Annotated in this window: 18 protein-coding genes; 1 reads left to right on the forward strand and 17 read right to left on the reverse strand. The window is 38.3% G+C overall.

Translation table 11 applies throughout. The features are described from left to right. Positions 1 to 44: 44 nt before the first annotated feature. Positions 45 to 236 (forward strand): hypothetical protein, encoded by a 192-nt coding sequence (locus CDOM16188_RS02105; protein WP_169939813.1) that lies wholly within the window; start codon positions 45 to 47, stop codon positions 234 to 236. A 427-nt stretch (positions 237 to 663) separates the two neighbouring features. Here CDOM16188_RS02105 and CDOM16188_RS02110 read toward each other — a convergent pair whose 3' ends face one another. The 17 genes from CDOM16188_RS02110 to CDOM16188_RS02190 all read right to left on the reverse strand — a co-directional run bounded on the left by CDOM16188_RS02110 (position 664) and on the right by CDOM16188_RS02190 (position 20,474). Further along, entirely contained in the window at positions 664 to 1,437 is a 774-nt protein-coding gene (locus CDOM16188_RS02110) for an ABC transporter ATP-binding protein (RefSeq protein WP_172198015.1), read from the reverse strand. Further along, positions 1,437 to 2,462 carry a FecCD family ABC transporter permease gene (locus tag CDOM16188_RS02115; RefSeq protein ID WP_367649330.1) on the reverse strand — a complete coding sequence of 342 codons (1,026 nt, stop codon included), beginning with the start codon at positions 2,460 to 2,462 and terminating at the stop codon, positions 1,437 to 1,439. Before CDOM16188_RS02115 ends, CDOM16188_RS02110 begins: the two co-directional genes overlap by 1 nt. Before the next feature lie 2 nt (positions 2,463 to 2,464). Beyond that, on the reverse strand, positions 2,465 to 2,881 hold the full coding sequence (locus CDOM16188_RS02120) for a hypothetical protein (protein ID WP_172198018.1): 417 nt from the start codon (positions 2,879 to 2,881) through the stop codon (positions 2,465 to 2,467). 36 nt (positions 2,882 to 2,917) lie between these two features. After that, on the reverse strand, positions 2,918 to 3,940 hold the full coding sequence (locus CDOM16188_RS02125; protein ID WP_172198021.1) for an ABC transporter substrate-binding protein: 1,023 nt from the start codon (positions 3,938 to 3,940) through the stop codon (positions 2,918 to 2,920). 70 nt (positions 3,941 to 4,010) lie between these two features. Then, on the reverse strand, positions 4,011 to 4,415 hold the full coding sequence (locus tag CDOM16188_RS02130; protein ID WP_254064969.1) for an acyl-CoA thioesterase: 405 nt from the start codon (positions 4,413 to 4,415) through the stop codon (positions 4,011 to 4,013). Continuing rightward, positions 4,415 to 6,265 carry an invasion protein CiaB gene (ciaB, locus tag CDOM16188_RS02135; protein ID WP_172198024.1) on the reverse strand — a complete coding sequence of 617 codons (1,851 nt, stop codon included), beginning with the start codon at positions 6,263 to 6,265 and terminating at the stop codon, positions 4,415 to 4,417. The genes CDOM16188_RS02130 and ciaB overlap by 1 nt, the downstream gene beginning before the upstream one ends. A 107-nt stretch (positions 6,266 to 6,372) precedes the next feature. Next, entirely contained in the window at positions 6,373 to 8,820 is a 2,448-nt protein-coding gene (locus CDOM16188_RS02140) for a molybdopterin-dependent oxidoreductase (protein WP_172198040.1), read from the reverse strand. A gap of 213 nt (positions 8,821 to 9,033) precedes the next feature. After that, the gene (locus CDOM16188_RS02145) at positions 9,034 to 10,158 is read right to left on the reverse strand and encodes a DNA adenine methylase (RefSeq protein WP_172198503.1); all 1,125 of its coding nucleotides are present in this window, start codon (positions 10,156 to 10,158) and stop codon (positions 9,034 to 9,036) included. Positions 10,159 to 10,174: 16 nt separating this feature from the next. Beyond that, positions 10,175 to 10,681 carry an S-ribosylhomocysteine lyase gene (gene luxS, locus CDOM16188_RS02150; protein WP_172198042.1) on the reverse strand — a complete coding sequence of 169 codons (507 nt, stop codon included), beginning with the start codon at positions 10,679 to 10,681 and terminating at the stop codon, positions 10,175 to 10,177. Between the two features lie 88 nt (positions 10,682 to 10,769). Further along, positions 10,770 to 11,195: a hypothetical protein gene (locus CDOM16188_RS02155; protein WP_172198045.1), complete on the reverse strand. Its 426-nt coding sequence runs from the start codon at positions 11,193 to 11,195 to the stop codon at positions 10,770 to 10,772. Between the two features lie 104 nt (positions 11,196 to 11,299). Continuing rightward, the gene (fldA, locus tag CDOM16188_RS02160) at positions 11,300 to 11,791 is read right to left on the reverse strand and encodes a flavodoxin FldA (RefSeq protein ID WP_169941313.1); all 492 of its coding nucleotides are present in this window, start codon (positions 11,789 to 11,791) and stop codon (positions 11,300 to 11,302) included. A 14-nt stretch (positions 11,792 to 11,805) separates the two neighbouring features. Beyond that, positions 11,806 to 12,531: a hypothetical protein gene (locus CDOM16188_RS02165; protein ID WP_172198048.1), complete on the reverse strand. Its 726-nt coding sequence runs from the start codon at positions 12,529 to 12,531 to the stop codon at positions 11,806 to 11,808. Further along, positions 12,532 to 12,852 (reverse strand): DUF2325 domain-containing protein, encoded by a 321-nt coding sequence (locus CDOM16188_RS02170; protein WP_172198051.1) that lies wholly within the window; start codon positions 12,850 to 12,852, stop codon positions 12,532 to 12,534. It abuts the gene before it with no gap. Between the two features lie 243 nt (positions 12,853 to 13,095). Then, a complete protein-coding gene (locus CDOM16188_RS11420) occupies positions 13,096 to 15,060 on the reverse strand; it encodes a methyl-accepting chemotaxis protein (protein WP_172198054.1) in 1,965 nt (654 codons plus the stop codon). 176 nt (positions 15,061 to 15,236) lie between these two features. Next, entirely contained in the window at positions 15,237 to 18,815 is a 3,579-nt protein-coding gene (gene nifJ / locus CDOM16188_RS02180; protein ID WP_172198057.1) for a pyruvate:ferredoxin (flavodoxin) oxidoreductase, read from the reverse strand. 194 nt (positions 18,816 to 19,009) lie between these two features. Next, positions 19,010 to 19,660, reverse strand: coding sequence for an HAD family hydrolase (locus tag CDOM16188_RS02185; RefSeq protein ID WP_172198060.1), 651 nt, complete (start codon positions 19,658 to 19,660; stop codon positions 19,010 to 19,012). Next, positions 19,653 to 20,474 carry a mechanosensitive ion channel family protein gene (locus tag CDOM16188_RS02190; RefSeq protein ID WP_172198063.1) on the reverse strand — a complete coding sequence of 274 codons (822 nt, stop codon included), beginning with the start codon at positions 20,472 to 20,474 and terminating at the stop codon, positions 19,653 to 19,655. Before CDOM16188_RS02190 ends, CDOM16188_RS02185 begins: the two co-directional genes overlap by 8 nt. Between the last annotated feature and the right edge of the window lie 7 nt (positions 20,475 to 20,481).

A 20,481-nucleotide genomic window follows, 5' to 3' on the forward strand; every position in this document is an offset into this window, starting at 1 on the left:
TAAATTTCAAGTTAAAATAAGCAAAATTTCAAAAAGGATTTATAATGAAAATAAACGGAATGTATGTGTGTAACGTCTGCGGAATAACCAGCGAAGAAAACTCAAACGCCGTATTTATCCATGCCCACAAAAACGGTCAAGAAGTTGAAATTTGCGCTGCTTGCATTCCAAGCGTAGTGCATGGCTCAGGAGTAGTCGTTAAGTCAAACGAAGAGTTGCTTGACGATATGGATTAATTTTAGGATGAAAGATGGCAACTTGCACTACCACCTCAAAGATAAACTGCGATATCAAAAGAGTTTGGGCAAGTTGTCACCTCTTTTAAAGAGTGTGCGTGGCGCAGCGATCTAAAAGAGACTAAAATTTTAGATGAAACTCACTTTGTAGAAATTTCAAAAAACTCTCGCTGAACAAATTTTAAAATCACTCTTTTTAAGCCTCACGAAAGGCTTGAGCTTAAGATAGAAAATGAGAGTATAAAGGGAACCTGGATCGAAATTTTCAAGGAAGAAAACTCGCAAACCATCTTAAATTTCACAGAAAACATAAAACCTAAAAATATACTTCTAGCACCGATTTTACATCTTTATCTAAAAAGACAGCAAAATTTGTATATTTAAGACTTAAAAAGAGCTTTAAACTGCTAGAATTTGGCTTTTAAATTTAAAGCGGATAAGTTAAGCAACAACTTCGCTTTACGCTCTCAACAAAGCTCACATCAAGCGCAGTATCGTAAAGCCGGCTTAAATTTTCGCTTTTGATTATCTTATTTACACACCCGCACTCGACCTCTCCGCCGTTTTTCACAAGGGCAACAACTCCGCCAAGCAAGATAGCAAAGTCGGGATTATGCGTGGTTAGGATTATCGTGTAACCCTTTTCAAGTAGCCATTTTGCCATCTTTAAAAACTTATACTGGTTGCCAAAATCAAGCGCTGACGTAGGCTCATCAAATATGATGAGTTCAGGCTCGGCCGTAAGAGCTCTAGCAATAGAACTCATCTGTTTTTCTCCTCCGCTCATTTGAGTTATAAATTTGCTCTCAAGATGACCGATACCAAGCATTTGGATATATTTTTTAGCCGTTTCGTAGTCCTCTTTTGCAGGCTTAGCAAAAATTCCAAGATGAGCCGCCCGCCCCATTGTGATGTATTCAAGTGCGCTGTATTCGTACTCGCAAACCTCGCTTTGCGCCACATACGCCATGAACTTGGCTCGCTCTTTGTTGCTCATATCAAGCACGTTTCGTCCATTGAGCATAACCTTGCCCGAATTTGGCTTAAGAGCGCCACTCATGAGACCAAGCATAGTTGATTTGCCAGCACCATTTTTACCAAGCACGGTTAAAATTTCACCTTTTTTAAGGCTTAAATTTACGTTTTTAAGACGCCCTGCACCGTTTGGATAGGCAAAATTTAGATCGATTATCTCAAGCATCAAACAACCCTTTTGTTTTTAAAAAGCACCCAGATAAAAAAGGTAGTGCCGATAAAGCCCGTAAGCACGCCAAGCGGCACTTCGCTAACACTCATCGTGCGAGCCAAAGTATCAACGATAACCAAAAAAATTGCGCTCATAAATATGCTTGCCGGTATGCTTCTTGAGTTATCGGCACCTACTAGCATGCGCGCAAGATGAGGCATCAAAAGCCCTATCCAAGCCACTATACCGCTTATGCAAACGCTACTTGCGGTAAGCAACGTCGCGCAAACTATGATGATGCCTCGCTCAAGTGCGACATTTACACCAAGCCTAGCCGCGCCAAGATCGCCAAGCGAGAGCAAATTTATCCGCCAGCTCATAAGCATGAGCAAGATCACGCAAACTACCATGACAGGAGCAAGCACGTATAAATTTGACACATCTACCTTAGCCAGGCTTCCAAGCTGCCAATAAACGATGTCGGCTAGCTTAGTTTCTGGATCTGCGATGTATTTTAAAAAGCCGATTATCGACATCATGAGCCCGCTTACGATAACGCCTGAAAGCACGAGCATCAAGGTGCTTGCTCGACCCATAAGCTTTGGTATGCTTAGCGTCATGCCAACGGCGATCAGCCCACAGACAAACGCCATAGCCTGAATACCAAGCAGTGAAAAATCAAGTAGTATCGCACTGGCTGCACCTACGCAAGCGCCAGCCGAGACACCAAGTAGATCGGGGCTTACAAGCTGGTTTCTAAAAACTCCTTGATACGCGGTGCCGCTTACTCCGAGCGCAGCTCCTACTAAAATCGCCGCAATGATGCGAGGAAGGCGAATTTGCGTAACGACGTTGTAAATATTTTGAGGTATCTCAAGCTCAAATCCAAGCAAAGCCAGCATAGAACGCGCCACATCGCTAAAGCCTACGCTAAATCTACCTATACCAAGTGCTAAAATAGCCGTTATAAAAGTAAGTGCGACAAGCAAGATGAGAGTAAATTTAAAAGAAGTTCGCTTTTTCGTAATATTTAAATTCACGGCTAGCCTTTTAAAGCAAATTTAGCAAATCGAATTTGAAAAACACTAACAGCAAACATAGGCAGTGCAAGTAGTGCAAAAAGCCATGCAAAGTCATACACCATACTTCTTTCATTCAATACAAAGCAGAGTAAAACGACTATCATAAGCTCGCCAAAAGGCATTATGAAAAGATTATAAAAAACTTTTATATCCGTTTTAAAATGAGTAAATTTCAAATATAAAAACGACACGATAGAAGGAGTAAAAAATAGAGCAAACAATAATAAATTTTTGTTCAAACCAAAATAAAAATTCAATAAATTTAAATTTTCAGAGCTATAAAATAAAGAAGTCATACAAGATAGCACTACCGCTAAAATAGCTCCGCCGATTATGAAATATTTAAAAGCCGGCTTTTCGTAACCAAATTCTCGCATAAGCTTCTCATTTTTATAAATTAGGTTAAATTTGAACTATTTGCCCTCAGGACTTAGCCCTTTTAAGATGTAGCCAAACTCCTCGTCGCTTAGTTCGTAGTCCATAAATTTCTTATAAAATTTCTTCGTTTCAGCCATTATGTCGATATTTTGAAACTTCTCAGGATGCAAGGTTTTAGCCGCCCAAAGTATCTGAAGAGCACCTTCTGAGCCGTATCTATCCCAGCTAAAAACTCCGCTTGGATTTCCATAAACTCGCTTATCTTTAACCGCTTTTAGACCTGAAAATACTACGTCTTTATAGATTTTTTCAACCGCCTGCTCGTTTTTAACCCCTCCAACGATGATCACATCAGGATCTGCTTTGATGATCTCTTCAGCAGTTATTTCTATCATGTTGCCCTCTTTTTTAATAGCGTTAACTCCGCCTGCAAGCTCGATCCACTCGTTTATGATAGTCTTTTTGCCATCAACTTTTAACAAATTTGTGCCGTTTAGTATGTGAAGCACTTTTGGACGATCGGTAGCTGAAATCTTACTCGTGATATCATTTACTAGCTTAAAATTTGCGTCAAAATAGTCGTTAAACTCTTTAGCTTTTTTAACTGCTTCATCGCCGATTATCTCAGCAGTCATCATCACGCTTTTTTTCATATCGTCATAGTTTGTAAAAAGTGCGTAAAATACGTTAAATCCATGCTTTACCAGCTCTTCGCGGTAGTTTTTGTTTGAAACGATGATAGCATCAGGAGCTAGTTTTACGAGCTCTTCTATCTGGATATCGTTGCCGTTTAGTGAAGCGGGAATTTGCGCGATAGGCTTATAGATGTGGGCAAACCACTTGTTTTGCTTGATTTTGTCGGTAGTTGCTATGATCTTGTCCGCACCGCCTACCGTTAGGATCATCTGGTTGTTTGCGTGCCAAAGAGCGGCGATTTTTTTAGTTACGGCAGGAATTTTTACCTCATTTCCAGCCATATCTTTTACGCTTCTAAATTCGCTTGCATTTAGGCTTAAAAGCCCTAAAATAAGTAGAAAAACTAAGCTTATTTTTTTCATAATATCTCCTTTATATAATTCAAGATATAAAGAAATATTACAAAAATGCATATTAAAATTAGCTGTAAATTTAAAACCCGTGCAGCCTCTTTAACTCTTCATCAATCGGCTTTTTAACTCCGTCTTTTGTCACGCTTACATAGGTTGCGATCGCGCTTGTTACGTGTATGCACTCACGAAAGCCGTCTTTATTTAGCCTTTGAGCCGTTACTTCTATCTGCGTTTTTATCGATGTCTTTCCCACTGCAAGAATTTTAGCGTAGCAGCTAACCACATCACCGATAAAAACAGGCTCTTTAAAAATAACCTCTTGCATAGATATCGTCACAACTCTCTCAGGCGCTACCTCACGAGCAGCCGTAGCTCCCGCAAGGTCGATTTGACTCATTATCCAACCGCCAAATATATTGCCCGCAGAGTTTGTATCCTTTGGTAGCGCGACTACTTTTATGCGCGGTTCTCCCATAGCCTCTATCACACACACTCCTTTTTGTATATTTCGTTCGCTCTTTCTTGCCATCTTTCCCACTCGCCGCTATTATCGATCTCATTGCCGATTTTTTGGTACAAATCAAAGTAAAATTTTACAAATTCTCTTACATTTTCATCTTTTGGCAGATAGCTTTGTCCGTCAGGTTCGCAAAATTTAGCCAAAAACTCGCCCGCTTCAGCCTTTTTAACATAATGAGTTGCTAAATCCTCATAGTTTTTCATACAAATTTCTTTGAATTTCTCGTAGCTTTGCAAGCTAAAATTCACGCTTAATTTCTCATCTTTAAAGCCAAGCACACCCGCTTTAAAAAGCAAGCTAAGATGGATAAGTCCTTCGCAATAATACGCCCTGACGTCATCAACCTCACGCCAAGCTATAAGCCCCACGCAGCGCGCTATGAGCTCGTGAAATACGGGCAGCTTATACATTTCTTCTTCGTGCAAAAAGAAATTCACAAGCCCGCCGGTTGTTGCCTTATACTCTTCTATAAATTTAAACACGCCACCAGTATTCATCTCTTTTTCGCTATCTTCGCTAACAAAAAGCACGTGTCCGAATTCATGTCCGATCGTTGAAATTTCATAAACTCTTCTCCAAACTTCAGGCTTGGTAAACAAAATTTCTCTTCCGAAATTTAAAAAATCTTTATCAAAAATTTCGCTTGAAAGGCTCATGAACGGTCTTGCTTTAGCGCTTTCATAGACGTGATTTACAAAAGCAAAAATTTTCTTACCGCATTTTTTGCTTACGAATTCGTCATTTGGAACGACTTGCGCCGAAAATAGTCCGTTAAGCTCGGCACCGTAATAAATCATAGGATTTGAGATATAAAGCTGAGTTTTATTTATGTTTGAAAGCACCAATTCATGCATTTTCAGGCTATTAGCAACTACTTGTTTGTAAATTTTTTCAAAGCTATCTTTTATATCTTGCTTAAATTTATCCTCGTTAAATTCACTTACTTCAGCAAGCCTGATATCCCATTCAAGCGCGACTGCATGGGTATAAGCATCCTCATAGTATTCAAGCGGATGTCCGACTTGAAGAGGCGAGCGCACGTCCATCCATGCTATCTCCGCCTCTTGCCATGCAGAGATTACTTTGGAATTTTCTCTTTGGCAAAACGCCTCTTTAAGCTTTATAAAATAGTTTATATAAGCGCTTTGCTCCTCGTTGGTAGCTATTTTTTTAAGAGCGGCGATCATCTCGTCAAATTTGCTCTCAAGCCTATTAATGTCACTTTCAAACACTGCCGCATAAGGCTTAAACTCAAATTTTTCGACGTTTTTAACGACTGCACCGTAAGTCCTATCGCAAACTTCGCCGTTGGTATCAAGCTGAAAAAGCCCGTTTTGCGATATAAAATCTCGCGCCTCGTTCATATCCTTAAATTTAGTCTCAAATTCTTTATTTATCCCGTCTATTATATGAGCCTGCCACGACTTTTGCATATCGTTTATCACTACTCCGACGTTATGTACGCCATTAATAAGCTCAAGATAAAACTCGTCTAAAATTTGCTCTTCTTTTATCTTTTCTATAAGTTCAGTATGCAAATTTTCATGAATTTCTCTTGTGTAGTCATACATCTTTTCGCGAATTTCAAGGATCTCTTCTTCATTTCGTCCAAGCTTTTTAAGCTCATTTATCAAAGGATCAACCTTAAGATCTACAATTCGTCTTAAGATAGCTGTTTTTTCACTCTGGCTTCCTTGAAATTTAGCTATCTCAAGTCCTCTTTTTACAAGCTCGTTATCATAGTCTTTATAAAGGGAATTTAGCTTGCTTTTAAGCTCTTTATTTAACTCGTTTAATCTTTTAAAATCATTCATACATTTCCTTTTAAAAGGCTAATTTTATCACATAAGTGTTAAATGAAAATAATATAACAAGATAATATAATAAGAAATTTTAGCCCGAAAAATTCGGGCTAAAATTGTTAAAGAGATTGAAGTATGACAGGTTTTGAAAACGCCTTAATAGGCTTAATCTCACCTTTAAATTTCTCAATTTGTGCCAAAGTCGTGTGAGCGGTGTTGCTTTGAGCAAGCTTACTTGTGCCTTTATCTATAGTTAAGACGTTTACGCAACCATGTTGGCAAAGGCTCTTTTCTCCCCAAACCTCAGGATCATACCAAGCGCCTTCGCATATAGCCGCTACTTTTTCTTGGATAAGATCAGTTACTAAAACGCCTGCTAAAATTTCGCCACGGTCATTAAATACTCTTACGATGTCACCTGTTGCAAGGCCGCGATCTTTAGCGTCTTTTGGATTCATCAAGATAGGCTCTCTGCCGCTAACTTCGGCAAAGCTTCTGATGATAGAGTTGTTTAGCTGAGAGTGTAAGCGATATCTTGAGTGAGGGCTTACGATGTGAATCGGATACTTAGCCGTCTTTTTTGCATCCCCCAACCATTCGATAGGCTCGATCCAAGTAACGTGACCAGGGCAGTCTGCATAGCCGAATTTCGCTATCGTAGGTGAGTAAATTTCTATCTTACCGGACGGCGTTCCAAGGCGATTTTTAGTAGGATTTTCCCTAAAAGCTTCAAGTCTGGTGTAAAGCTCGGTCTCTTTTTTATCTTGTTCAAATCTCACAAAGCCTTTTTCCCAAAATTCTTCAAATTTAGGCATAGATACATTTAGTCCTTTTGCTTGCGCCATAGCGTCTTCATATAGCTCTTTTGCCCATCCTAGCTCGTCTTTGCCTTCTGTAAACACCTCTGCCATGCCCCAGCGTTTGCAAATTTGCTCGCAAATCCAAAAGTCGCTCTTGCTCTCGCCCATTGGCTCTACAAGCGGTCTATATGCTACGATATATTCGCCGTTTGGAGCGGTTTGGTTGATATCGTTTCTCTCAACTTCAATAGCCACAGGGAAAACTATATCAGACATCTTTGCAGTGCTGGTCCAATAAGGCTCTGCAGTGATAACGGTCTCAAATTTCTTCCATTGTTTAACGATATTATTTACGTCTTGATGGCGTGTAAACATAGAGCCTGACGCGTTAAAGGCCACTCTCATGTGCGGAAGCTTGATCTTTTTGCCATTATAATCAATCTCTTTGCCCGGGTGCTCAAGAGCCTCGATAGAGCGTGATGAAGGAATGGTTACGTTTTTAAATTTCTTCCAAGGAGCGTCAGGAGTTTCGTATTTTTCGCTAATTCTTGTGCTTAGTCCTTTTAAGATAGGAGCTATCTTATCGCCTGCACCTGCTGAGTTATAACCAAGGCTAAACTCAAAGCCAAGTCCTTGTTTGCCCACATGTCCAAGCATCGCACTAAGAGTTACTAAAGCCCAGAAAATTTGCTCTCCGTGATCTGCTCTTTGAAGTGCGCGACCTATTACGATAGTGCTTGGCTCTTTTGCCAGTTTTTCTGCAAATTTAGCGATATATTCGGGGTTAACGCCACAAATTTTACTCGCCCAATTTACATCTTTTACTACCTTATCTTCAGTTCCTAGGAAATAATCTTTAAATTTATTAAAGCCGACGGTATAAGTTTTGATAAATTCCTCATCATAAAGCTTATTTTCATATAGATAGTGGCACATTCCGATTATCATTGCGGTATCGGTATTTGGCTTAACGATGACGTTTTCAGAGCCAAGATATCTTGAAGTGTCGTTAATCATGACGTTTACGCTATAGGTTTTAATACCTGATTTTTTAAGATCCATAACGCCAAGATAGTTATCGTGTGTCGGAGGAACGGAGGCGATTTGGTTTGTAACTATCGGATCGGTACCCCAAAATACTACGTTTTTAGCGTTTTTAACGATAGCTTTCCACTTAGTAGGCGTATCATAAACCGCACTTCCGCCAACAACGTGAGGCATGATGACAAGCCCTGCACCCGTTGAATAATCCCCGCTTTCTTCAACATATCCGCCAAGAATTTTTAGCATTCTATGCACTACGGTTCTACCCCAGCTTACCTTACCGCTACCGCCCCACCAGTAGCACTCGCCGTAAATACTCTCAGGGCCGTATTTGTCGAAATTTTCTTTTAGCGCTTTTGCCGCCAAATCAAGCGCAACGTCCCAACTAACACGCACGAACTCATCCTTACCTCTTAGTTCGCTTTTTGAAGGACCTTTGGCTTTTAGATAGCTTTTTCTAACCATCGGGTAAAGCACTCTGTTTTCGTTTTGTATAACGTCAGGAAGCGAGTAGTTCATAGTATTTGGGAACTTATCGCCCTCGAATTTATCTACGGAAACAATTTGTCCCGAATTGATATTTGCCCAAAACGGACCGAATCTATTTGCGCCAAACAGCTTTTTGTTATCAAAAATCGTTTGCGTTACGCCTTCGATCCTGCTTGCGCTTAGCGTACTAGCGCCCAAAATTGCTGAAGTCTTTATAAAGTCTCGTCTCTTCACCTTTTCTCCTTTATTAAAATTGATTAGCTTTTTCAAGTAAAGAACAGTATAAAATTTGATTTTTGTGGTTGCAAACTTTATATTTTTCTATTTTTAAAAATTTATTTAAAAATAGTTTATTGAAATTTTATAGATTTTGTACTTAAAGTTATATTGGTATATTTTAAAATTTTTTTATGGGTGTCTTTAGAATTATTAATTTAAATTGTAATTTTAGCTTTGTTTTTTGAGTATAAATAAAAGCTCGTTTACATGCAAGCTTCGGCTTTTTAGATTTCTACTTCCGCGAAAAGTATTATACTTCTGCTCTTTTAATTCTACCTTGCCAAATTTCTTAAGATTTTTTTCAAAGCTCTCTTTTGAGATAAATCCTTCGGAGTTAAAAGATATGATCACAAATTTAGCCTTGAGCTTGCCAATGAGATCAAAAAACGCTTCAGCAGTGTTTGCTTTTTGATTATAAACGGAGCGATTCCAATCTTTAGCTATGCCTGAAACTTTTGAAATTTCACTTGGACGCTCGTATTTGGCAATCAAATTCAGCATAAAGTAGTTTGAGCCGTAAGGGTGCTGGTTATAAGGAGGATCAAGATATGCCAAATCGATCTTGCCAATCTCGCTTGCCAGTAAATTTGCGTCCTTTTGCATAACTTCAAATTCAACGTTAAAATTAGAAAAAACAGGCATTTTAAGCTCGATAGGAGCTAGAATTCTTTTTAGCGCATTTTTTCCTTCACCGCCAAACTGCCCTATTCTGTCTTTATTTTTATAAAAGCCCTTAAAAACACCGCTCGTATTTGCATGCACGCTGGCAGAATGCAGAAGCGGGGCTAGGAAAAACGGCCTTATCTCTTCATCCAAAAGCTCAATGCTAGCTCTTGCGGTATCGATATAGCGCGCATTATAAGGTGTGTAAAAAACCCTATCGTTTGGTTTGATACTAGCTTCATCTTTTGGAGAGTAAAGCTCTGTTATAAAGCCGCTTTTAAAATCGCTTTTTATCTCTTTTTTAAGTTTTGCTAAAGTGGTTTTGAGTTTGGCTTTAAGCTCGGGTGTTAAATTTGCAAGGTAGCATTCGTTGGTAATTTTAGAATATAGCTCAAGATCGTTTGCAATGATAAAATTTGCATGTCGCTTTAAAAATCTGGCCACAATTCCCGAACCCGAAAAGACATCCGCACAACTTAACTTATCTCGCCCCAACTCGTTTTTAGCGTGCAATACGCCCTGCTCTATAAATCCGAGCAAGGAGCGCTTATTGCCAAGATAGGTTAAAATTTGCTCGGTTAGAAAAGCCTTATTTTCGCTTGGAATTTCAGGCTTTACATCGCTAATCATCTGCGTCAAATTTAACTCACAAGCCCATAGCTTTTAGATCAAGTCTTATCTCGTCGTTGTTAATGATGCCAAGTCCGCTTTTTAAAATTTTATTTGCGATTGCATGCGCCTCTTCAAGCGAATGCATCTTGTAGGTGCCGCACTGATACTCGTTAAGCTCCGGAATTTCGCTTTGGTTTTTTACGTTTAAGACATCGCTCATTGATTTAAGCCAAGCTTGCTTTACGGCTTCTTCGCTAGGAGTTCCTATCAAACTCATATAAAACCCCGTTCTGCAACCCATCGGCGAGATATCGATGATTTCAACTCCGTTGCCGTTTAGATGATCTCTCATAAAGCCCGCAAACAAATGCTCAAGAGTGTGAATTCCTTTTTCAGGCAAAATTTCCTCGTTTGGCTTGCAAAATCTAAGATCAAACACGCTTATATCATCGCCTTTTGGCGTTTTCATCGTTTTAGCCAACCTAACTCCCGGGGCGTTCATCTTTACGTGATCTACGCAAAAACTATCAAGCAATGGCATCATATCTCCTTTTTTCCTGAGATTGTAGCGAAAATTTAATAAAATACAAAAGTTTTTAAGCTAAATTTGAAGCTAAAAACGCCCAAATTTAGCCATCTTTTTGGCTATTAAAAATTCCATCGGGAATAATATTTAAGATGAAAATATAAAGAAAATTTAAAGCAATTAAAGCCTGATAAATAGTAATTTCACTAAGCTCTTTGTATGTGCCGTCAAAGCCTGTAAGGAGGTTAAGCACGATACAAAAATCAACCATAAATATCGCAACAAAAAGCGTCAAAGCCCAAAAATAAAATCTCTTAAAAAATGTAAAAATCTTGATAAAAATATAAATAGCAAGAGCGAAAAAAGCAAATTTCATTGCCTCGCTAGACTTTGCAAATCCGCCTGAAGCAAAATCAAATTTTAGATCTATCATAGCTATCAAAGCTAAAATCATACTTGATAAAACAGCCAAAAACAAAGCCGATTTAAGCTCTTTAGTACTTATAAAATCCCTTAAATTTCTAAACATCTCTATCCAAATTTTAAATTTTAAAAGATTTTATAGATTTTGAAGTTAAATTTTTATGAATTTTAAAAAAGAGAGGCAAATTCCCCAAAAAGGGGAAAGATGTGTTATGCAAATTGAGGTTTTATCTGCTCAATCCAAGCAAGAATTCTCGGCTCTGTTTGATCGCTTTCATTATCCGCATCAAGCGCAAGTCCTACAAATTTGCCGTCGCGAACAGAATCGGAACTATCAAAGCTATATCCGTCTGTTGATACGCTACCTACGACTTTTCCACCTTGTTTTACGACATGATCGTAAAGCTTGCCCATAGCATTGCAAAACTCGTCGCTATAGCTCTCGCTGTCGCCCATTCCAAATACCGCAACAGTTTTGCCGCTAAGCTCAAGACCTTCGAAATCAAACGCATCCCAATCATCTTGCAAATCGCCACTTCCCCATGTAGAAGTTCCAAGGATCAGCTTATCAAAGCTGTTTATCTTGTCTGCATCACAATCGCTTACATTCAAAAGCTCGTTTTCAAGCCCTAAATTTTCAGACAAAAATTTTGCCGCCTCTTCAGTATTTCCCATACTGCTTCCAAAAATTATTCCTATCATAAACTTTCCTTAAATTAAAATACGTTATGAACGATGGTGTAAGGAACGAGCTTAAGCCTAGCCTCACCGCCATAGTTTCCGCAACAAGTATTAACCTCTATGTGTTTTAAGAAGTTTGTGTTGCGCGGAAAAACAACAAACATCCTATCAAATCCGTTCTCGTCAAGAGCTTTAAAAGCCCTTGCGATTTCGTAATTTGCAAGATGAAACCTATCTTTTGAAATCTCTTTAAAGCTAGGCAAAACTCCAAAAATTTTTCTGCCGTTATGCTCCGCAAAGATTATGCCGTCTTGAAAATAAACATTTTTATCAAGATGTTTTTTACGGATTTTATCATAAACAAACTGAGAAAACATTATATCCGCATCAAAACAAATTCCGTTTTGTGATTTAAGTAGCATGAGCAGCTTTGCGGCAGGGTGTTTAGGAGTGCCTGCGATAACGGAAATTTCATCTAAATTTCCATTTTTAAAAGCATGGATTATAGCGTTTGAAGCCACACAAAAGCTAGTTGGTTTTTTAAAGCTTTGATGTTTAAATTTGCATAACTCATGAACTCTTTTCAAAAAGATATTTTGCAAACTAAGCCCGAATTTATAATAATTTTTAGGGATTTTTAGCTCATCTTCTACGCATGAGTTATACAAATTTATAAAAATTTTTGCTTTTTTTACCCTATCAAGCTTTGAAAAAATATTTGGAGTTATTTCTCCAATATCTGATAAAAAGCCGAATTTCATTTAGCAATCTTTTGATTTGCATTTGAATTCCTTGTCTAGCCCAAAGACTTTGCAGTATTCGCAAAATACGCAACTAACGCTTCTTTTTGCACATACTATAGGGATATTTCGCTTTTTGGCTTGAGTTTTGATAGTTTTCATCGTATTGTGATTTAAAAAGCTCGTTAGCATCACTACGCATTTAGTATCTTGAGGGATTGGTTTGCGATTTACTCTGTTTTCGTTTCTTGCGTCCCAGTGCTCTATCTTCTCTGCGCCCAAATCTTTCAAAACCGCTCTTATCGGCGTTATCTCGTCGGCTCCGATTACTAAAACTGACATTATGAACTCCTAGCTTTTTATTTGTTTTGATATCGATTATTATAAACTATCTTTGCTAAATTATTTCTTAGTCTTGATATCTATTATCAGTTTAGTGTAAATTTGTAACATAAATTTAAGCTTTGAAATTTTAGAAATATTCTTAAGAATTTATATTTGGATTTAGCTGTTGATTTAAGCGATGTAAGCAAAACAAAAGGCCAAATTTAGCTAGTATGATAATAGCCAATTTAGTCTTCTAATTTAAACCAGTTTGTTTAATAAGTCCTCATAAGCTTTTACTCTTTTAAGTTCGACATCAAGTTCATCGCTTGATCTGGTCTGATCTTGCATCTGTTTTGATATCTTTTCGCCAGAATTTACTAAATTTTTCATTGCTTCAGATACATTTTGGGAATTTTGAGATATCTCTAGCATCTGAGCGCTAATATCTTTAGTATTTTCGCTTATAGAATTTACAAGCTCAGATACGTATTTAACAGAATTCGTAGTCTCTCCTAGTGACTTTTGCGTCCTTTCGGCAAGTTTTCTAACCTCATCTGCAACCACAGCAAAGCCTCTGCCGTATTCTCCTGCGCGCGCAGCTTCTATAGCGGCGTTTAAAGCGAGCAAATTCGTCTGATCGGCGATCTCTGAAATGATCTCAAAAATGCCGTTTAAATCATTTATGCTATTTAAAAGCTGAGAAATTTCATTTTCGATATTCATCTTTTCGCCACTAGACGCAAGCCAAATTTCAAGCTGCTTTAAGACCGTATTTACCTTATCTATATCGCTTTTAACCTCTTCAAAGTCTTTTGAAGTGTTTTTAAGAGCCAAACTTGCGCCATCTATAATCGGAAAACTTGCCTCCAGCTGGAGTAGCATGGTTTTATTTATAAGATTAATAAGCTCTAGTCTTTGTACTCTTTTCATTAAAAAATAGGCTTTAAATTCGCTATATTTATTGATAAATGAATTTACATAATCATCGCTAAACTGACCTTGTGTCTTGTAAAAAAATATAGCCGTAAGGGTTTCGTTGATATTTATACCCAAAAGCTCACCAAAAGTAGAAAACCCGACCGCAGGAAAATCGTTAAAAATTTTAACGCCGCTAAGCTCGCTTGCATTATTTAGTCTTCTTAGAATACAATCATTCAGTATCGCTCCGATGGGCTTTGGCTTGCCGCTGCTAAATTTATTGTAATTATCCACAGTTGAGCTTATAAAATCTGTTTTTTTAAGTAGATAAAGCTCTTCGGCGCTGTCTATATCGCAATACATCTGCATTAATTTGTTTTCTAAATCAAAATTTGCAACCGAGCGCACGTAAATTTCATTATTTATTTTTATGCCGAATGTGTATTGGCTCATTTTTGATCTTAACTCTGCAGGCGAGCATTTAAAAGTATCGCAAAGCGCGTCTATGCAGTTAACTCGGCTTTTTGTATTGATATCTACAAATTCTCTTACGACTCTGGTCTTTATATCAGCGGATAAAACTGTAAATTTAGTAGACGTGGCTTCAAAATTTTGAGATTTAAAGACGCCGAAACGATAGCCTTCATTAAGCTTTATATAAGCTATTACTGCACTGTCTTGGACTATCCTTGAGTTGTCATAGATGTATGTATTTTGAAAATCAAGCTTTCCACCGGCACTTCCTCCAACATACAGACACGGGTTTTTGCCAGAATTATAAATAGCCTCCATGAAAAAGCTCTCGCTCGCGCTCAGTCCGTCTATAAGAGTGTATGCTAAAGTATCTTCGTAATCTACTTTAAAAGGAACTTTTATACTTGAAATTTCTCTTTGGATCTTTTCTATCTGTTCTTTGGTTTCTTTTGTATTAGCATGCAAATTTACGGTTACTACGTACGTATCCTTGATCATATTTTTAGAAAATAGCATCAAAGCTACACCGTCGCCATCCATACCCTCTCCGTAAATTTTATCTTTGGATTTAAAGCCGTCTATACTACACAAAAGGCCTGAAGAGCTGGCTAAAATCAAAATACAATCCGAAGGCAATATGTTTTTTAGGCGATTGCTGATATTTGAAAAATCGGAATTTGGCATCACATAACCAAGAGCCAACTTGATTGGCATTTTAACGGCGCTAATTTTATTTTCTATATCGCTTGAAGATAAATATAAGCTAAGCAGGTCGTTTTCATTGACGGACACATCCGAATTTTTACTTTTTTTATTAAAAAACCCAAACATAAATCATTCCTATACAATCAATAAAATTGATTAAATTTTTTAGCATTTTAGACATAATTATCTAAATTTTTAATAAGTAAAATAATTTAATTTACAAAGAGTAACGAAAGTATCTATTTTAGGTGCTTAAGAGAGTAAATTTGACTGTACAAAAGCACAGTCAAATTTATGGATTGTTAATTTTCTGTTTGGTTTTCTTCTTTAACTTCAACCTCATCGCTAAAATCAGCCACAGATAGGCGTTTTAGCTGGCGATAGCGACGCTTAGCGTCATCTTCGTTTTTCTTTAAAAGCGCATCTGCGTGCTGTGGATTTGTCTTTTTAAGAGCGCTATATCTAACTTCGTTTAATAAAAACTCCTCATAAAGACTCCAATCAGGCTCTTTAGATGTCATCTTAAGCGGATTTTTACCCTCCTTCATTAGTCTTGGATCATAGACATAAGTTGGCCAGTAACCGCATTTTGTAGCAAGTTCGGCCTGATTGCCGGAGTAGCTAAGTCCGCCTTTGATACCGTGAGCGATACAAGGCGAGTAAGCTATCACAAGACTTGGTCCGTCATACGCTTCAGCCGCCAAAATCGCTTTTATCGTGTTTGCTTGGCTTGCGTTTGAGTTGATCTGTGCTACAAATATATTACCATAAGTCATCGCGATATAGCCAAGGTCTTTTTTCTGAGCAGGCTTGCCTGAGGCGGTAAATTGCGCGATAGAACCCGCACGGCTTGCTTTTGAGCTTTGCCCGCCCGTATTTGAATAAACTTCCGTATCAAGCACAAGCACATTGACATTCTCGCCGCTTGCAAGCACGTGGTCAAGTCCGCCAAAGCCGATATCATAAGCCCAACCGTCGCCTCCGATGATCCATTGAGATTTTCTAATGAGGTATTTTTTAAGGCTTAAAATTTCTTTTACACCTTTAACTTGCGAATTTTGCTCTAAAATCGGCACTAAAATTTTAGCTATCTCTTTGGTTTTAGCACTATCGTTTTTAAATTCACACCAGTCGGTATAAAGCGCGCTAAGTGCGTTTGGCACGATATCTTTTGTGCGAAGCATTATATCTTCTATGCGGTGACGAATAGTTTGCGTAGCTACTTCCATACCCATACCAAATTCGGCATTGTCTTCAAAAAGAGAATTCGCCCAAGCCACACCGTGTCCGTCTTTATTTGTGGTGTATGGCGTAGAAGGCGCGCTTCCTCCGTAAATCGAGCTACAACCTGTCGCATTCGCCACTATCATATGATCGCCAAACAACCTTGTGATAAGTCCTAGATAAGGAGTTTCACCGCATCCCGGACAAGCCGCATGGAACTCAAAAAGAGGCTGAGCAAAGCTTGAGCCTTTGACGCTTTCTTTACTCATGAGATCATCTTTATAAGTTACATTTTTAAATAGATAATCGGCATTTACCTGCTCATTTTTCTCTTGCTCCTCCTCAAAAGGCACCATTACAAGAGATTTTTCCTTGCTAGGGCAGTTTTGCGCACACAGCTCACAGCCGGTGCAGTCTAGAATACTAACTTGAATTTTATATTTTAGCCCTTTTAGCTCCTTGCCTTTTGCATCTAGGACATGATCTTTTACGGTTTGAGGAGCCGCTTCAAGCTCGTTATCATCTATCAAAAACGGTCTTATAACGGCATGCGGACATACGAATGCGCATTGGTTACACTGGATACAATTTTCCTCTATCCATTTTGGCACCATCACACCCACTCCGCGCTTTTCATAAGCCGTTGTTCCTGACTCGAAGTGTCCGTCTTCATAGCCCAAAAACGCAGATACCGGCAAGCTATCACCCTTAGCCGCATTTATCGGTTTTACTACCTTTTCGACAAAATCGGTTCCGATATATTGTTCTTTCGTATCGCTCTCATCGCTTAAATTTGCCCAAGCAGGGTCTACTGGTACTTTTACAAGCTCACCGGCACCCATATCGATAGCCTTATAGTTCATCTCAACTATCGCTTCGCCCTTTTTGGAGTATGCTTTGTGAGCGTATTCTTTCATGTATTTTTGCGCATCTTCAAAAGGTATGATGTCTGCAAGCTTAAAAAAGGCTGACTGCATAATAGTATTTGTGCGGTTTTTAAGCCCGATATCATGAGCCAGCTTAGTAGCGTTTATGATGTAGAAATTTACGTTTTTGCGAGCCAAAATTCTCTTAACTCTGTTTGGAATTTTAGCCAAAGTCTCCTCTGCATCCCAGATTGAGTTTAATAAAAACGTTCCGTTTTGTCTTATGCCGTCTATAACCTCGTAAAGTTCAAGATACGCCGCGACCGAGCAAGCTACAAAATGCGGGTTTGAGACAAGATATGTCGAGCGGATAGGATTTTTGCCAAATCTTAAATGCGAGCGTGTGTATCCGCCTGATTTTTTACTATCGTATGCGAAATAAGCCTGAGCGTAAAGGTCGGTCTTATCGCCGATGATCTTAATGGAGTTTTTATTGGCTCCAACAGTTCCGTCTGCGCCAAGTCCATAAAACAAACACTCTTTTACACTATCGTCACTTAATGAAATTTTCTCGCCCACATCAAGAGATGTGAAAGTTACGTCATCTACGATTCCTACGGTAAAGCCATTTTTAGGCTCATTTAGTTTTAAATTTTCAAATACGGCTATCATCTGAGCAGGATCGACGTCTTTTGAGCTAAGTCCGTATCTGCCGCCGACTATGACAGGCTTTAATTCGCTTTCATAAAATGCAGCTTTTATGTCAAGATATAGCGGTTCGCCCAAGCTTCCGGGCTCTTTTGTGCGGTCTAAAACGGCGATTTTCTTAACACTCTTTGGCATAACGTCAAACAGGTATTTTAAGCTAAAAGGACGGTAAAGATGAACTTTGATAATGCCTACTTTTTCGCCCTTTGCTCTTAAGTGATCAACAACCTCTTCAAGGGTTTGAGTTACCGAGCCCATAGCTATTATAATTCGCTCCGCCTGCGGATCTCCATAGTAGTTAAACGGCTTATAATCGCGTCCTGTTATCTTTGAAATTTCAGCCAAATAATCAGCAACTATATCAGGAACCGCGTCATAAAAGCGGTTGGTTAGTTCTCTGGTTTGAAAGTAAATATCATCGTTTTGAGCAGTACCTCTAGTCTTTGGACTCTCAGGGTTTAGCGCCTCGTCTCTAAATTTTTGAACCGCCTCTCTATCCAAAAGTCTATCAAAATGAGAATAATCCATAACTTCAATCTTTTGAATTTCGTGGCTTGTTCTAAATCCGTCAAAGAAGTGCAAAAACGGCACGCGACCCTTAATAGCCGCCAAATGCGCAACACCTGCGATATCCATAACCTCTTGAACAGAACCGCTTGCCAGCATCGCAAATCCCGTTTGGCGACAGGCATAGATATCTTGATGATCGCCAAATATAGACAAAGCTTGAGCGGCGATAGAGCGAGCGCTCACATGAATAACTCCGGGAAGAAGCTGCCCTGCGATCTTATACATATTAGGAATTTTTAAAAGCAGACCTTGAGAAGCCGTGTAAGTAGTGGTAAGCGCGCCTACTTGAAGTGAGCCGTGAACCGTTCCTGCCGCGCCTCCTTCGCTTTGCATTTCAACAACTTTAACGGGCATTCCAAATAAATTTTTCTTTCCTGCCGCAGCCCAAGCGTCAGTGTAATCAGCCATCGGAGAACTCGGAGTAATAGGATAAATTCCCGCAACCTCCGTAAATGCGTAAGAAGCGTAAGCCGTCGCCTCGTTACCGTCCATAGTTTTCATAATTTTGCTCATATTTTTCCTTGAATTTCTTTCAATTATACAATTTTTTTAATTATAAAACGAAATTTCAAAATAGATGTTTAATGCAATTAACTAATAATTATTTTAAATTTGGTTCAAATTTTCTCTATTTTACGATAAATTAAATATATTTATAAAAATAGAAAAATTAAAACAAAAATTAAATATACTTTGTTTAATTAAAACTAAAGATTTTGAATATACCTAACAGCTTCAAGAGAGTTACTAAAAATTTTATCAGAGCAAGTTTGTAAAACATCAAGCGTGCCATAACCGCAAAGTAGTGCTAAGCCATTCACTTTAGCCGCTCTTGCAGCGCCCATATCCATACAGGTATCACCTATCATAAAAGTATTAGCTCTATCTTGGAAACCATCTTTGCCAAGCCTTGCTAAAGCTAAATTTATAGGTTCAGGATTTGGCTTTGGATTTGCCACATCATTTCTTCCGATAAGAGTTTTAACATACTGCATAATGTCAAGATGCTCAAGCAATATCGCCGAAAATTTAGAAGTCTTAGTAGTAACTACACCCACATCTGCTATCTGGGAAGCTAGCTTAACTGCCTCTTTGGCAAATTTTAAAAGCGTAGTTTGATCTAAATAGATTTCCTGATATCTAGCCTTATAAGCTTCTATATAGCTATCTATGAGTTCGTTATTTACGCCTAATCTAGCAAACATAACATCAAGAGGATGTCCTATAAGCGATTTTATATCTTGGCTATTTGGCTGAAAAGCACCGTGCGCTCTAAAAGCCTGATTAAAGCCGTCTAAAATAGCAGGAGTTGAATCAATAAGAGTTCCGTCAAGATCAAAGAGTATAGTTTTATTCACTCTGCTTCTTTTGCGGATAGTGGATATTAAGTTGAGGGAAAGGTATAGAGATGCCTTGATTATCAAACTCTAATTTTACAGCTTCAAGCATACTAAACTGAACATCCATAAAATCTCCACTCAAACACCAAAGTCTAGCAGCTAAATTTACGCTATTGTCTCCAAGACTACTTACACCTACGAAAGGGGTCGGGTTTTTTAAAACTTTTGGATTTTCATTAGCTATTTTTAAAATAATCTCTTTAGCAAGCTTTAAATCATCGTTATAATCAATGCCAAATACTATTTCAACGCGTCTTGTGCCCTCTTTTGAGTAATTTATAATATTATCGTTGATGATCTGACCATTTGGAACGATAATAGTTTTATTGTCTCCTGTTTTTAAGATAGTGCTAAATATGCTTATTTCGCTAACTACTCCTAAAACACCTGAAACTTCAACGGTATCGCCGATCTTAAATGGTCTAAAAAATACTATCAAAATACCCGCGCCGATATTAGAAAAAGTATCCTTAAATGCCATGCCTACAGCAAGACCAAGGGCTCCAAATGCTGCTACAAACATAGAAGTTTCTATGCCCAAATTTGATATAGCAGCTATGATTACAAAGACTATTAGAAGAGTTTTTATTACATTAAGTATAAATCTTGAAAGAGTTTCATCGAATTTTGAAACAGTTATAACTTTAGAAAGCAGTTTAGAAACTCTATCAACAAGCCACTTGCCTATAAGCAAGATTGCGATAGAGCCTAAAATTTTAAGCGAGTATGAGGATATCAAAGACCAAATAGCATCAAAATTAATATCGCTCATACTCATA

Origin of the sequence: Campylobacter sp. RM16188 (genome assembly GCF_012978795.1) — a bacterium.
In the GTDB taxonomy this organism is placed as follows: Bacteria; Campylobacterota; Campylobacteria; order Campylobacterales; family Campylobacteraceae; genus Campylobacter_A; species Campylobacter_A canis.